Source organism: Teichococcus aestuarii (assembly GCF_003116135.1).
Taxonomy (GTDB): Bacteria; Pseudomonadota; Alphaproteobacteria; order Acetobacterales; family Acetobacteraceae; genus Pseudoroseomonas; species Pseudoroseomonas aestuarii.
Genome location: NZ_PDOA01000006.1, coordinates 206,986 through 221,024, shown reverse-complemented (window position 1 = coordinate 221,024; position 14,039 = coordinate 206,986). Strand labels below are relative to the sequence as shown.

10 protein-coding genes are annotated in these 14,039 nt (G+C 71.5%); 5 read left to right on the top strand and 5 right to left on the bottom strand.

What is annotated here, in order from left to right; all coding sequences use genetic code 11:
- The first annotated feature begins 104 nt into the window (after positions 1-104).
- Positions 105-791 carry a carbonic anhydrase gene (locus tag CR165_RS11735; RefSeq protein WP_181378119.1) on the top strand — a complete coding sequence of 229 codons (687 nt, stop codon included), beginning with the start codon at positions 105-107 and terminating at the stop codon, positions 789-791.
- 172 nt (positions 792-963) lie between these two features.
- Here the strand turns inward: CR165_RS11735 and CR165_RS11730 are convergent, their stop codons facing one another.
- Positions 964-1,788: a universal stress protein gene (locus CR165_RS11730; RefSeq protein ID WP_146201888.1), complete on the bottom strand. Its 825-nt coding sequence runs from the start codon at positions 1,786-1,788 to the stop codon at positions 964-966.
- Between the two features lie 1,074 nt (positions 1,789-2,862).
- Entirely contained in the window at positions 2,863-4,716 is a 1,854-nt protein-coding gene (gene ilvD, locus CR165_RS11725; RefSeq protein ID WP_109517169.1) for a dihydroxy-acid dehydratase, read from the bottom strand.
- 99 nt (positions 4,717-4,815) lie between these two features.
- On the opposite strand from ilvD, the gene CR165_RS11720 reads away from it, so the two are divergent.
- Entirely contained in the window at positions 4,816-5,724 is a 909-nt protein-coding gene (locus tag CR165_RS11720) for a LysR family transcriptional regulator (protein ID WP_109517168.1), read from the top strand.
- An 18-nt stretch (positions 5,725-5,742) separates the two neighbouring features.
- Here CR165_RS11720 and hisD read toward each other — a convergent pair whose 3' ends face one another.
- Positions 5,743-7,026, bottom strand: a complete 1,284-nt coding sequence (gene hisD / locus CR165_RS11715) for a histidinol dehydrogenase (protein ID WP_109517167.1) — start codon at positions 7,024-7,026, stop codon at positions 5,743-5,745.
- A 36-nt stretch (positions 7,027-7,062) separates the two neighbouring features.
- The gene (locus CR165_RS11710) at positions 7,063-8,667 is read right to left on the bottom strand and encodes an ABC transporter substrate-binding protein (RefSeq protein ID WP_245906357.1); all 1,605 of its coding nucleotides are present in this window, start codon (positions 8,665-8,667) and stop codon (positions 7,063-7,065) included.
- 238 nt (positions 8,668-8,905) lie between these two features.
- Here CR165_RS11710 and CR165_RS11705 point away from each other — a divergent pair, with 238 nt between their 5' ends.
- Together CR165_RS11705 and CR165_RS11700 are read left to right on the top strand one after the other, a co-directional pair.
- Positions 8,906-9,454 (top strand): cupin domain-containing protein, encoded by a 549-nt coding sequence (locus CR165_RS11705; protein ID WP_109517166.1) that lies wholly within the window; start codon positions 8,906-8,908, stop codon positions 9,452-9,454.
- Positions 9,455-9,600: 146 nt separating this feature from the next.
- Positions 9,601-11,097, top strand: coding sequence for a M81 family metallopeptidase (locus tag CR165_RS11700; RefSeq protein ID WP_109517165.1), 1,497 nt, complete (start codon positions 9,601-9,603; stop codon positions 11,095-11,097).
- Positions 11,098-11,115: 18 nt separating this feature from the next.
- Here the strand turns inward: CR165_RS11700 and CR165_RS11695 are convergent, their stop codons facing one another.
- Entirely contained in the window at positions 11,116-12,174 is a 1,059-nt protein-coding gene (locus CR165_RS11695) for an alpha/beta hydrolase family protein (RefSeq protein ID WP_109517164.1), read from the bottom strand.
- A 256-nt stretch (positions 12,175-12,430) separates the two neighbouring features.
- Between CR165_RS11695 and CR165_RS11690 the strand changes: the two genes are divergently transcribed.
- Positions 12,431-14,032: an ABC transporter substrate-binding protein gene (locus CR165_RS11690; RefSeq protein ID WP_109517163.1), complete on the top strand. Its 1,602-nt coding sequence runs from the start codon at positions 12,431-12,433 to the stop codon at positions 14,030-14,032.
- Positions 14,033-14,039 lie beyond the last annotated feature (7 nt).

The following is a 14,039-nucleotide window of genomic DNA, read 5'->3' as shown; positions in this document are numbered from 1 at the left end:
ATTGCAGCCAGCCCGGCCGGGCATTGCCTCCTTCCGCCGGCGGCCCGGCGCCGGGCAGCGCCGCCTGCGCCTCACCCGCCGGCCATGCGGCGTTGCGTCGCCTGGTGAGCGGCTTCAACCGGTTCCGGCACCAGCATTTCGAGGCGGATGAGGAACTCTACAGCCGCCTGCTGGAAGGCCAGCATCCGGAAGTGATGGTCATCGCCTGCTCGGACAGCCGCACCGACCCTGCGATCATCTGCGGCGCGCGCCCCGGGGACCTGTTCGTGGTGCGCAATGTCGCCGCCCTGGTGCCACCGCCGACGCCGGACCGCCAGCCCCATGGCACCGCCGCAGCCATCGAGTTCGGCGTCAGGGCGCTCGGCGTGCGCCATGTCGTGGTGCTGGGCCATTCCTTCTGCGCCGGCATACGCTGCCTGCTGGAACATGATCACGGGGCCGGGCGCTTCGAGTACGTCTCGGACTGGGTCGATGTGGTACGGACGGTGCGCGAGGAGATGGAGGGTCTGGTCACCGAGGCCGACCATGCTTCTGTCGCGCGCCAGGCTGAGCAGGCGGCAATCCTGGCAAGCCTACGGAACCTCGCGGCCTATCCCTTTGTTGCCGAGCGTGTGGCGCAGAGGAATCTCATGCTGCACGGCTGGTACTTCGATTTTGGATGGGGGGCGCTTCAAGCGGCCGCCGGCCCCTGCGGACCGTTCATGCAACTCGATCCGGAGGAGCCGCCACGGCCGGCCATATGCGCCTCCGGCGTGGAGGGCCCGGCGAGTGTGGCAGCCCGAGGAATTTGACGCCCGGCCTTTCATGATCTGCAGGCGATGACGATGGGCCGGGCGCCTGTCGGCAGGCATCCTGCCGTTGTTCATGGCATTGGAGAAATCAACGCGGCCGCCCGGTTTCTGGCCTCCGCTCGGCCCAGAGCGGCCGGGCGGACCAAGCCAGTGGATCGGCCGGCCGACAATCCTACGCTGCCATCAGCGTGGGCAGTGCGGGGCCCTGGTCGAGCAGATCCATCGTCGCGCTGCCGAACACCAGATTGTGCAGAGAAGCGTGGCGAACGGCCCCCATCACCAACATGTCGGCCTGGATCTCGCGTGCAACATCCATGACAGCGTGAACCACGCCGCGGCGGCCTCGTTGGACGGGGCGGAAGGTTGCGTGCGCACCGTGACGCGCCAGCAGATGCACCAACTCGACCCCAGACTGGCCGGGCCGGAACTCCTTGTCATCCGTGACGCTCACAACGGTCACCTCTTCCGCGCGCTTGATGAACGGGAGCGCTCCATGGACCGAGCGAACCGCCGCAGGGGAAGCATCCCAGGACAGGATGACGCGCGAGGGGTAGGAGGAAGCGGCGTGGCCGGGCGGCACGAGCAGCAGCGGCCGCCCGGACAAGAAGATTCCGCCGGACACCACGAAGCGCTTACCGATATCGACGCCCGGGCCGAACGACGCGATTCCAAGGTCGCTGACCCGCATCTGGTCAGCAAGGACTTCACCGACCCCGTAGGCGAAGTTGCTGCGGCCACGCACCTCAAACCGGATTCCCCGCGACTCCAGAACCTTCTGGACATGCGCGGCCACCCTCTCCTCGCGGGAAATGAGGTCCTGATCAGTCAGGAAGGTCGTGTCCGCGCCGGATGCGTCGCGAAACGCGCCTGCTCCGAACACGAGTGCGGTCACATGCGCGGCGTGGGCCTCGGCGATCGACATCGGCAGCGCAAGGCATGCGTCCACTGTTTCCGAAGCGCCGGGTTCGACATGGAGCGCAATTGTCGTGATAGCCACGGTATCTTCTCCTCGGGATTGACGCGGCTCCTGTGCACGGCCCTTCTGCGAGGTGGGCACGCACACGGAAGCAGGCTGATCTTGGCAGCGGCGCAATCTGCCAGTCGGACCAGACCTGACCGTTACCGTTGCCTCATCGTCGGCCGGGTTCCGCGGAGCAGCCTACAGGACGCTTACGCCTAGATGCATTCAATGATGCTCAAGCAGCATTGATGCATGTCAATCGCTCATTCCCATGCTCCGCCGATGGCGGAAGCAGCGCCTGGAATGGCCCCTGTTCCGGCGGGGCATCGGACATAGCCGCCGAGGGTGCAGGCTTACGCCTATGCCGGCCGACCCGGCGCGCGTACAAATCATAGCTGGCCGCGACCGCGACAGTGCCGGGCAGAAGCTCCGGGCTTGCAAGGGTGTGAAGCGCCGCTTCACAGCAGGCTGGAGGCGGGCTTCATCGAGGAAGCCTTCCAGCCGACCGGACCGCAAGGAGGCCTGCTGCCGCATGGATTCGTGCTGCCGCCGGATGGCCCCCGGCGAAGCCCGCCGCCAAGGCCCCCAGCCCCCGAGGATGCCTGGACGAGTCCGACGCCGCCTGCGACCGCGGCGAGCGGGTCCGGGTGGCGTTCACCCTCGGCTGCCGCGGCCGGGAAGCCGTCCCCCTTTGCCTACCCTGCCGGCGGCATCGACCCCGGAGCATGTCCGCAACCTGATGGTGGAGGCGGCCAAGCGCCGGTCCGGCCACATCAGCCCCGCCGGACATGGCCGAATGCTCCGGCGGTCACGGGAACTGCGGCATCGCTCGCGACGTCTCGCGGATCACACCGCCCAGAGCCCGCAGAGCAACAGCAGGGCGGAAGCCTTCGTCCGGATCTTCAGGCGTGACGACGCTCGCCTCCGGCCCGGATTCCCAGGCTGTCCTCCACGCATTTCCGGCCTGGTTCACCCACCCGACGAGGCCACCCATACAGCGCGCTCGGAGGCCGTCCCCTCACGGTTCACCGGTGCCACGTCAACGACATGACCCTGTCCGAGCATGCGGGGATGACAACACCGCCGGTGCCGTGGTGCCGGAGTGGCGGATCATCGCCGCCTCTGCTGCTCCACGTCGCGCACCGCGCCACGGGCGGCGCTTGTGGTCAGCGCCGCATAGGCCCGCAGCGCAGCGGAGACCGGCCGGTCCCGGTTCACCGGCTGCCAGGCCTGGGTCCCCCGCGCCTCCATGGCCGCGCGGCGTTGTTCCAGTTCCTCCTGGGGCACGGCCAGGCGGATGGAGCGGTTCGGGATGTCGATCTCGATCCGGTCGCCATCCTGCACCAGGCCGATCAGCCCGCCCTCCGCCGCCTCGGGCGACACGTGGCCGATCGACAGGCCGGAGGAGCCGCCGGAGAAGCGGCCATCGGTGACCAGGGCGCAGGCCTTCCCCAGCCCCTTCGACTTCAGGTAGCTGGTCGGGTACAGCATCTCCTGCATCCCCGGCCCGCCCTTCGGCCCCTCGTAGCGGATCAGCACCACGTCGCCCGGCACGATACGGCCGCCCAGGATTCCCTCCACCGCGGCGTCCTGGCTCTCGAAGATCCGCGCCGGCCCGTCGAAGACCAGGATCGAGGCATCGACGCCCGCCGTCTTCACGATGCAGCCATCCTCCGCGAGGTTGCCGTAGAGCACGGCGAGGCCGCCATCGCGGGAGAAGGCATGCTCCGCGTCGCGGATCACCCCCGCCGCGCGGTCGAGGTCCGGCGCATCCCAGCGGGCGGACTGGCTGAAGGCCTCGGTGGTCGGGATGCCGCCGGGGGCCGCGCAGAAGAACTCCCGCACGCCGCGGCTCTCCGTGCGCTTCAGGTCCCACCGCGCGAGGGCCTCGCCCATGGTCGCGGCGTGCACCGTGCCGACATCGCGGGAGATCAGCCCGGCGCGGTCCAGCTCGCCCAGGATGCCCATGATGCCGCCGGCGCGGTGCACATCCTCGACATGCACATTGGCCACCGCCGGCGCCACCTTGCACAGCACCGGCACGCGGCGCGAGAGGCGGTCGATGTCGCGCATGGTGAAGCCGATGCCGCCTTCCTGCGCCGCCGCGAGCAGGTGCAGCACGGTGTTGGTGGAGCCACCCATGGCGATATCCAGCGTCATCGCGTTCTCGAAGGCGGCGAAGGTCGCGATGTTGCGGGGCAGGGCGGCAGCGTCCTCCTGCTCGTAGTAGCGGCGGGCGAGGTCGACGATCAGCCGCCCGGCCTCCAGGAACAGCGCGCGCCGGTCCGAATGCGTGGCCACCACCGTACCGTTGCCGGGCAGCGCCAGGCCCAGCGCCTCGGTCAGGCAGTTCATGGAGTTGGCGGTAAACATGCCCGAGCAGGAGCCGCAGGTGGGGCAGGCCGAGCGCTCGATCACCGCCACCTCGGCATCGGTGATGTCGCTGTCGGCGGCGGCGATCATCGCATCGACCAGGTCGACCGAGCGCCGGACGCCGCGATGGACGACCTTGCCCGCCTCCATCGGGCCGCCGGAGACGAAGACCACCGGGATGTTCAGGCGCATCGCCGCCATCAGCATGCCGGGCGTGATCTTGTCGCAGTTGGAGATGCAGACCAGCGCGTCGGCGCAGTGCGCGTTGACCATGTACTCGACGGAATCCGCGATCAGCTCGCGCGAGGGCAGGCTGTAGAGCATGCCGCCATGGCCCATGGCGATGCCGTCATCGACCGCGATGGTGTTGAATTCCTTCGCCACGCCGCCGGCGGCCTCGATCTCCCGCGCCACCAGCTGGCCGAGGTCCTTCAGGTGCACATGGCCGGGCACGAACTGGGTGAAGGAGTTGGCGATGGCGATGATGGGCTTGCCGAAATCGCTGTCCTTCATGCCGGTCGCGCGCCAGAGGCCGCGCGCCCCCGCCATGTTGCGGCCATGGGTGCTGGTGCGGGAGCGATAGGCCGGCATGGGAACCCCGAATCTGTTGAGCGGCGCAGCGGTAGCTTGCCGCGTTCAGACTGTGAAATATATTTTAGGGGCCCGATTAGGTCGCAAGGCGTATCACCGATGGACGTCCGGCAACTCCGGCATTTCATGGCCGTGGCGGAGACCCTGCATTTCGGCCGCGCGGCCGAGCGCCTCGGCATGACGCAGCCGCCGCTCAGCCAGTCCATCCTGTCGCTGGAGCAAGCGCTGGGGGCAGCGCTGTTCACCCGCACGAAACGCACCGTCTCCCTCACGCCGTTCGGCGCGGCATGGCTGCCCCATGCGCGGGCCGCGCTCGAGCGGATGAACGCGCTGCCGGAGATCGCCCGGCGCCTGCGCGAGGGCGAGGCGGGGCGGCTGGAGCTCTCCTTCATCAGCACGGCGGATTACAGCATCCTCCCCGACCTGGTCCGCCGCTACGCGCAGCTCTGCCCCGGCGTCGAGATCGTGCTGACGGAGGCGACCAGCGACGTCCAGATCGCCGCCCTCCTGGCCGGGCGGCAGCATGCGGGCCTGATCATCCCGCCATCCGGCATGGCGCTGCCGGAGGCGCTGCGCTACCGGCCGCTGGTGTCGGAGCCGCTGGTCATGGCCCTGCCCGAGAGCTGGCTGCGGGAGGGGCGCCTCTCCCTCGCCGCCGGGCGCCTGCCGCCGGAGGCGCTGGCCGGGCTTCCCCTGATCATCTTCCCGCGCCGCTCGGCGCCGGCCTTCCATGATCTCGTGACCGGCTATTTCGCCGCGCATGTGGGCGGTGCCCATGTGGTGCAGGAGGCGATCCAGATGCAGACGATCATCAGCCTCGTCTCGGCCGGCATGGGGGTCGCCATGGTGCCGGCCTCGCTGCGCAACCTGGCGCGGGCGGGGGTGCGCTATGTGGACCTGGCAGGGCCGGCGCCCTGCCTGGAGACCGGGATCGTTTGGCGAGGCGGCGACACCTCCCCGACCCTGGAGCGCTTCCTCGCGGTCGCGCAGGCGGGCGCGGTGCCCTGACCGCGCCCTGGCGCCGCATCAGGCCGTCACGCTGTTCCGCTCCGTGCGGAAGGCGGCGGCGCGGCGGTGGCCTTCCAGCCCCTCGCGCGCGCTCTGGCGGATGGCCGGCGGGGCCACCGCCGCGACGCCCTGCGGCTCCAGCCACTGGTGGGTGCACACCTTGAGGTAGGAACCGACCCACAGCCCGCCGGTGTAGCGGCCGGCCCCCAGCGTCGGCAGGGTGTGGTTGGTGCCGCAGCACTTGTCGGAATAGACCACGCTGGCCAGCGGCCCGATGAACAGCGAGCCGTAGTTGCGCAGCTGCCGCGCCGTGGCGTGCGGGTCGCGCGTGTGCACCTGCAGGTGCTCGGCGGCGATGCGGTCGGAGCAGGCGAGCATCGCCGCCGTGTCGGCGCAGAGCACCACCTCGCCATAGTCGCGCCAGGCCTGGCCGGCGACGCCCGCGGTGGAGAGATCGGCCAGCTGGCGCTCCACCTCGGCGATGGTGGCCTCGGCCAGGGCGCGGTCGGTGGTGATCAGGCCGACGCGCGTCATCACGTCGTGCTCCGCCTGGGCCAGCAGGTCGGTCGCGATCATGCGCGGGTCGCCCGTCTCGTCGGCCACCACGTAAATCTCGCTGGGCCCGGCGAGCTGGTCGATGCCCACCGTGCCGAAGACCTGCCGCTTCGCCTCGTTCACATAGGCGTTGCCGGGGCCGAAGATCTTGTCCACCGCCGGCACGCTCTCGGTGCCATAGGCCATCGCCGCGATCGCCTGCGCGCCGCCGATGCGGAAGATGCGGTCGGCCCCCGAGAGGTGGCAGACCGCCACCATGTCCGGGTGCGCGGTGGGCGGCAGGCAGGCCACCACCTCGTCGCAGCCCGCCACGCGCGCCGGCACGATGGTCATCACCGGCGCCGAGAGCAGCGGGTAGCGCCCGCCCGGCACATAGGCGCCCACCCGCGCGATGGGGATGACGCGGTGGCCGAGATGCAGCCCCGGCAGCACCTCGGCCTCCAGCGGCAGCATGGTGGCGCGCTGGCGCTCGGCGAAGTCCCGCACGCGGGCGATGGCGAACTCGGCATCCTCGCGCGCGGCGCCGTCCATGCGCGCCACGGTCTCGGCGCGCTCGGCGGCGCTGACCTCGAAGCGCTCGAGGTCGGACTTGTCGAAGGCACGGCCGTAGTCGCGCACCGCCGCGTCGCCACGGGCGCGGACATCCTCCAGCACGGCCTTCACCGTGCCGGCCAGCGCGTCATTGTCCTGGAAGGAGTTGCGCCGCGCCGCCTTGAGGTAGGTCAGCGAATCATCGGGGAAGGGCATGCCAGTGTTCCGGTTGTGGGCGGTGCGCGGCGCGGGTCAGACGCGGCGGACATTCCAGGGGTAGCGGACGGAGCCGCCCAGCACGCCCTGCAGGTCGGCGCGGTAGGCGGTCTTGGGGAAGTAGATGCCGAGCGGCAGGCTCGGCACGTCGCGGAGCGCCAGGGCGTGGGCCTCGCGCATCAGGCGCTCCCGCTCGGCATCGGCGGTGGCCGAGAGCCATTCGGCGGTCAGCCGCTCCATCTCCGCGCTCTCGTACCAGCCGGGCCAGCCGGCGGCGCCCTCGCCGCGGATGGTGGTGTTCAGCACCGGGTTGGCGATGGCGATGCCGGGCCAGGTGCTGTGGTAGATGCTCCAGCCGCCCTGATCGGCCGGCGCCTTGGAGAGGCGGCGCTGCAGCAGCGTGCCCCAGTCCATGTCCTGCAGGTCGACGTTCAGCCCGGCCCGGCGCAGCCGGTCGGCGGTGACGAGGCCGAGCGGGGCGATGGCGGCGCTGTCGGCGGCGTTGATGATGACCACCTTCTCGCCGGCATAGCCGGTGCGCTTCAGCGCCTCGGCCATGCGGGCCGGGTCGCCGGCGAGGCTGCTGAAATCCTCGCGCCCCAGCTCCTCGACGCCCGGGATGGTGCAGGGGAACATCGCCTTGCACTCGCGCCAGTCCTGACTGTTGCCGCCGGTGACGGTGGCCAGGTAGTCCGGCTGCTGCACCACGGCCATGACGAAGCGGCGCAGCGCCGGGTTGTTGAAGGGTGCCACGCTGTGGTTGAAGCGCATCACCAGCTCGGTGCCGAGCGGGTCGGCATTCTCCACCTTCACCTGCCGGCTGCGCGCCACCAGCGGCTCAAGGTCGGCGGGCAGGTTCTCCACCCAGTCCACCTCCCCCTGCTGCAGCGCCGCGACGCCGGTGGCCTTGTCGGCGATGATGCGCCACTCGACGCGTTCGAAATTCGCCACCTTGCCGCCGGAGGTCCATTCCGGGGCGCCCGCGCGCGGCTTGTAGCCGTCGAAGCGCGCATAGGCGACGAGGTTGCCGGAATCCAGCTCGTCGGCCAGGAAGCGGTAGGGGCCGGAGCCGACCATCTCGGTGACGGGCTGGTCCGGCGCCGCGCGGGCCAGCCGCTCCGGCATGATGAAGGCGGGCGAGGAGTGCGGCTTGCCGATGGCGTCCAGCAGGCGCGGGAAGGGGCGCTTCAGGTGGATGCGCAGCACGCGGTCGTCGCTGCTGTCGTAGCGGTCCACCGCGGCGCCATAGGCGCGGCCGAAGGTGTCCCGCCGGCTCCAGCGCTCCAGGCTGGCGGCGCAGTCGGCGGCGCGCACCGGCGTGTTGTCGTGGAAGCGCAAGCCCTCGCGCAGGCGGATGCTCCAGACGCGGCCGTCGTCGCTGACCGAGGCGCCCTCGGCCATCTGCGGCTGCGGGCGCATCTTCGCGTCCACGCCGTAGAGCGTGTCGAACACATGGTAGCCATGCTGCACGGCGACGAGGGCGGTGGAGAAGACCGGGTCGAGCGAGACGAGGTCGGTGGAGGGCACCAGGCGCAGCGTGGCGGCGCGCCGGCTCTGCGCCAGGGCAGGGCGGGCGAGGGTGGCGCCGGCCAGCGGCAGGGACGCTGCGGCCAGCATCAGGTTGCGGCGTCTCAGGCTCATTCTTGGTTCCTCCGGTTGCGGTCAGCCTCCACCGCGTCGTCGTCGCGGCGCTTGCCGGCAGTCTGGCAGAGTTTCCGCGCCGGAAGGCCGCCCTGGGCCGGGGTGATGAGAATACTGAACAGCGGGGAAAGGGAGCACCCCTGCCGCTGCTGGCTTCCTCGGGGCGGGTGGAAGGGCCTTGTCGAGCATTCTGACCGGCTCCACCCTGGCCGCGGTCAGAGGTAAAGGAGGGACGGGCATGGCCATGGTGGGGGCGAAGCTGCGGGCGCTGCGGCAGCGGCGGGGTCTCGGCATGCGGGAGCTGGCGCTGCGCTCGGGGGTGTCGCACTCGGCCATCTCGCTGATCGAGCGCGAGCGGATGAGCCCGTCGGTGGACACGCTGGGCGCCATCCTGGCGGCGCTCGGCACCACCTTCTCCTCCTTCTTCGCCGACCTGGAGAGCGGATTGCCGAGCCGTCCCTTCTACAAGGCCGAGGAACTGGCCGAGATCGGCCGCGCCGACCGCATTTCCTACCGGCTGGTCGGCATGGACTATCCCAACCGCCGCATGCTGATGCTGGCCGAGCGCTACGCGCCCGGCGCCGAGACGGAGCTGATGATCACGCACAATGCCGAGGAGGCCGGCATCGTCACCCGCGGCGCGGTGGAGGTGACGGTGGAAGGCCGCAGCCAGGTGCTGCGCCAGGGCGACGCCTATTATTTCGACAGCCGCCTGCCGCACAGCTTCCGCAATGTCGATCCCGGCGTCAGCGAGATCGTCAGCGCCATCACGCCGCCCACCTACTAGAACCCTGCCCTGGCAGCCGGATGGGCAGGATAGTGGCCAGCCCGGCCGCCCCCGCTTGCGCGGCCCGCCTTGCCGGGCTGTCCTGCCACGACAGAACAAACTCCCGCGCGGCACGGCCGGCACGGGACAGGAAGCGGAGACGGGCAATGGGCAGAAGACGGATCCTGGCAGGCGGCATCGCGCAGGAATCGCACAGCTTCAACCCGGTGCCGACGGGGCGGGAGCGCTTCAACATCCAGTCCGGCGCCGCCGCCATCGCCGGCGCGCGGGGCAGCAACTCGCTGCTCGGCGGCATCCTGGACGCGGCGGCCGAGGCGGATGTCGAGGTGATCGTGCCGACGCTGTTCCGTGCCCAGTCCGGCGGCCCGGTGGAGGACGCGGTCTTCGCCGAGATGCGCGACATCCTGTGCGACGCGGCGCGGCGCGGCGATTTCGACGCCATCGTCCTGCCGCTGCATGGCGGCATGCTGACGCCGACGCTGCACGACCCCGAGGGCGCGCTGATGACGGCGCTGCGCGCCATCACCGGCCCGGACCTGCCGATGACGGCGGCCTTCGACCTGCACGCCCATGTCACGCCCGAGATCCTCGACACCTGCGACCTGCTGGCCGGCTACCTGACCAACCCGCATGGCGACCAGGGGGCCACCGGCCGCCGCGCCACCCGCGCCGCGCTCGACATCCTCTCGGGCCGGCTGCGCCCGGTGCTCTCCGCCGTGCATGTGCCGATGCTCACGCTCGGCAACGACCGCACCGACGAGGAACCGCTGCAGGGCCTGCAGGCCCGCGCGCGGGCGGCGGTGGAGAGCGGCGCCGCCTATGACGTCTCGATCTTCAACGCGCAGCAGTTCCTCGATGTGCCGGGGCTGGGGCAGTGGGTGCTCGCCTATGGCAACGGCCGCGATGCCGCGCCGGACGCCCTGGCCCTGGACCTGGCGCAGAGCCTATGGGACCAGCGCCGGGCGCTGATCGGCACCTATCCCTCGCTGGACTCCTGCCTGGACCGGGCGGAGCAGGGTACGCCCCGGCCGCTGATCCTGGGCGACCAGGGCGACCGCGTGGCCGGCGGCGGCCCCGGCGACAGCACCCATGTCCTGCGCGCCCTGCTGGCCCGGCCGAAGTTGCCGCCCTCCGTCGTGCCGCTGACCGACCCCGAGGCGGTGCGCGCCTGCCACGCCGCCGGACAGGGCGCCCGCGTGACCCTGACGGTCGGCGGCCGCCATTCCACCGTGGCGCCGCCGCTGGAGGTGACCGGCGAGGTGCTGGGCCTCGGCACCGAGGCCCATATCACCTATGACGGCCCGGCCGATGCCGGCTACAAGGCGCGGCTCGGCGCCTATGCCCTGCTCGGCCTGGGCAATGTGCAGGTGCTGCTGACCGACCAGCCCTATTCCTATCTCGACCCCGACTATTTCCGCGCCATGGGGGTGGACCCGGCGCGGATGGGCGTGGTCGTCACCCGCTCCGGCTACCACTTCACGCTGAACTTCGCGGCGACGGGCGAGTGCATCACCGTCGACACGCCCGGCATGACCTCCTACCGGGTGCAGGAGCTGCCCTTCACCGTGGCACGCCCCTTCTTCCCGCTCGACGAGATGGACTTCGCCCCGGCCCTGCACGCGCATCGCAGCCGGGCCGGCTAGGCCCGGCCCGCCGCGGGCTCAGCGCATCAGCCCGCGGCGCTCCATCCAGCCCTGGATGCGCGCGGCGACCTCGTCGCTGTTGCGGTCCATCATCAGCATGTGGCTGTTGCCGCGCACCCCCTCGGCGGGAAGGTCCAGGATGTCGGCCGTGCCGCCGGCATCGCGGATGGCGCCGGCCCAGCGCTCGACATTGCCGCGGATGCGCTGCCAGAAGGGCGAGTCCCCGAAATGGTCGCCCCAGACGATCAGGTGCGGCACGTCCTTCAGCGGCGAAGCGTCGGTCATCGCGGAGGGCGTGCCGGACGGCTCGATGGCGATCACCGCCCGCACCTTGCCGGGCGCCGCCAGCGCGGCGTTGAAGGCGAAGTTGCCGCCCTGGCTGTGCACGACGATGACGCAGGGGCAGACCTTCTCCACATAGTCGTTGTAGGCCGCCTGGATCTGGCTGTCGGTGGTCGACCAGCGCGGCACCGACTGCCGCGCGAAGGCATCCCACGCCGCGACCGGGAAGAGGGTGTCCGGAAAGGCCTTGCGGCGGGCGGGGTCGCGGCTCCAGCCCTCCTGCGGGCCGACGCGGAACAGGCCCCAGCCCTCGCCCATGGTGCGGAAGACCGGCTCGCCAGCGAAGATCTCGGGGAAGCGCGCCCAGCCCGCCCGGCCGCGCTCCACCGCGTCGCTGACATAGACGTCGTGGCCCTGCCGCAGGAAGTACATCTGCCAGCCCGGCCGCCCGTCGGGCGTCGTCTCCCAGGTGACGCCGGTCAGCCCGCCGCCATGCCAGAGCAGGAGGGGCTGGCGCGCGCGCGGCGCCGCCAGCTTCACATACTGCGCGTACATCCCCTCGACCATGAACTCGCCATTGGGATCGACCCGGATGGGCGGCGCGCCGGGGGAGGGCACCATCTCGCGCACCGGCATCCCGTCCAGCGCGCGGACCCGGCCGCCGACATGCAGGCTGCCGATCTCGCGCACCTGGAGTGGCGGGGCGGAGGTGGGCGGGGTGGCGGTGGAGGGAGTCTGGGCCTGCGCGGCGCCGATGCCGAGCGCGAGCGCGAGAACGGCTAGGTGATGCTTCAACGTTTTTCCTCCCGGTTGCCTTGGGGCGGAGGCTAGCAGCGCCGCCGGCGGGGTGGGAGCCCGGCGCCGCTCACCCCTGCGTGCCCGGCGCGGCGCCGCAATTCCGGCGAGCGGAATCGCCGCCTTGCGGCGGAGGGACCCGCATGACCCATACTTCGTTCCGCTGCCCCACCGGCACCGCGCCGCTCCGCCGGCCAGGGCGCGCCGGATGGCGCGCCACGGGGGCCAGCCGCACAAGCATCCGGGGAGTTGCTTCATGACAGACGAACCCGTCCGTGTCCGCGGACCCTTCGCCCGCATCGGCGCCGCTGCCTGCGGCGCCCTGCTCCTCGCCGCGCCGGCCGTGGCCGAGACGCTGCGGATCGGCGTCGGCGCGCCCGCCACCTCGCTCGACCCGCATTTCCACAACAACGGGCCGAACAACGCTCTGACCATGCACCTGTTCGACCGGCTGGTGGAGCGCGACGCGCGCGCCCGGCCGCAGCCCTCGCTGGCCGAGAGCTGGACGCAGCTCTCCCCCACGCTGTGGGAGTTCCGGCTGCGCCGCGACGCGACCTGGCATGACGGCCGCCCCTTCACCGCCGACGACGTGCTGTTCAGCTTCGAACGCGCGCCGGCTGTGCCGAACAGCCCGGGCGGCTTCGGCGCCTTCCTGCGCATGATCGCGCGCGCCGAGGCGGTGGACGCGCACACGCTGCGGCTGCACACGCGCCAGCCGCACCCGCTGCTGCCGGTCGATCTCGGCTCGGTCAGCATCATCGCCCGCCATGCCGCCGCCGGCGCCGGCACCGAGGACTACAATGCCGGCCGCGCCACCATCGGCACCGGCCCTTACCGCCTGGGCGAGTACCGCGCCGGCAGCGCCGCCGTGCTGCTGCGCAACGACGCCTACTGGGGCGGCGCCGAGCCGTGGAGCCGCGTCGACTACCGCTTCCTGCCGAATGACGGCGCGCGCACCGCCGCGCTGCTCGCCGGCGATGTCGACCTGATCGACCAGATCCCCACCAGCGACCTGGCGCGGCTGCGGCGCGACCCGGGCGTGACCGTCAGCGAGGTGGCCAGCCTGCGGACGATGTTCCTGGCCCCCGTCTACTCGATCGACGGCAACCACCCGCAGGTGACTGACCATGCCGGCCGTCCGCTGCCGGAGAACCCGTTCCGCGACCCCCGGGTGCGCAAGGCACTGTCCATGGCCATCCAGCGGGACGCGCTGGCCGAGCGCGTGATGGAGGGCGCGGCGCGGCCCACGGGGCAGTGGCTGCCGGAGGGCGCCTTCGGCTACAACCCGGCCGTGCAGCCGACGCCCTACGATCCGGAGGCCGCCAAGGCCCTGCTGGCCGAGGCCGGCTATCCGGAGGGCTTCCGCCTCACCATCGCCACGCCGAACGACCGCTGGCCGAACGATGCCCGACTCAGCCAGGCCGTGGCGCAGATGTGGACCCGCATCGGCGTCCGCAGCGGGGTGGAGGCGCTGCCCTACGCCGCCTTCGTGCCGCGCCGCACCCGGCAGGAGCTGCCGATGCAGATGGCCGCCTGGGGCAGTTCCACCGGCGAGGCGATCAACTACCTCGTCTCCATCGCAGGCACCTACGACCGCGCGCGGCTGAGCGGCGCGGCCAACATGTGGCGCTACTCCGACCCGAAGCTGGACGAGATGACGGCCAGGGCCGCCGCCACGCTGGACGATACCGGGCGCGAGGCGCTGCTGCGCGAGGCGGTGGCCTACTACGCCGAGACCATGCCCTACATCCAGCTGGTGCAGCTCACCACCAGCTGGGGCGTGCGCAAGGGCCTGACCCATGAGCCGCGGATGGACGAGCGCACCGTGGCCATGGGCGTCCGGCCGGCGCCGCGCTGAGGCGCCG

Excerpts from the sequence above, each read along its gene's own strand:
- hisD (WP_109517167.1), bottom strand. The coding sequence starts at position 7,026 with ATGCCCTTCCCCGATGATTCGCTGACCTACCTCAAGGCGGCGCGGCGC.
- CR165_RS11720 (WP_109517168.1), top strand. The coding sequence starts at position 4,816 with ATGGACGTCCGGCAACTCCGGCATTTCATGGCCGTGGCGGAGACCCTG.
- CR165_RS11690 (WP_109517163.1), top strand. The coding sequence starts at position 12,431 with ATGACAGACGAACCCGTCCGTGTCCGCGGACCCTTCGCCCGCATCGGC.
- CR165_RS11710 (WP_245906357.1), bottom strand. The coding sequence starts at position 8,667 with ATGAGCCTGAGACGCCGCAACCTGATGCTGGCCGCAGCGTCCCTGCCG.
- CR165_RS11705 (WP_109517166.1), top strand. The coding sequence starts at position 8,906 with ATGGCCATGGTGGGGGCGAAGCTGCGGGCGCTGCGGCAGCGGCGGGGT.
- CR165_RS11700 (WP_109517165.1), top strand. The coding sequence starts at position 9,601 with ATGGGCAGAAGACGGATCCTGGCAGGCGGCATCGCGCAGGAATCGCAC.
- ilvD (WP_109517169.1), bottom strand. The coding sequence starts at position 4,716 with ATGCCGGCCTATCGCTCCCGCACCAGCACCCATGGCCGCAACATGGCG.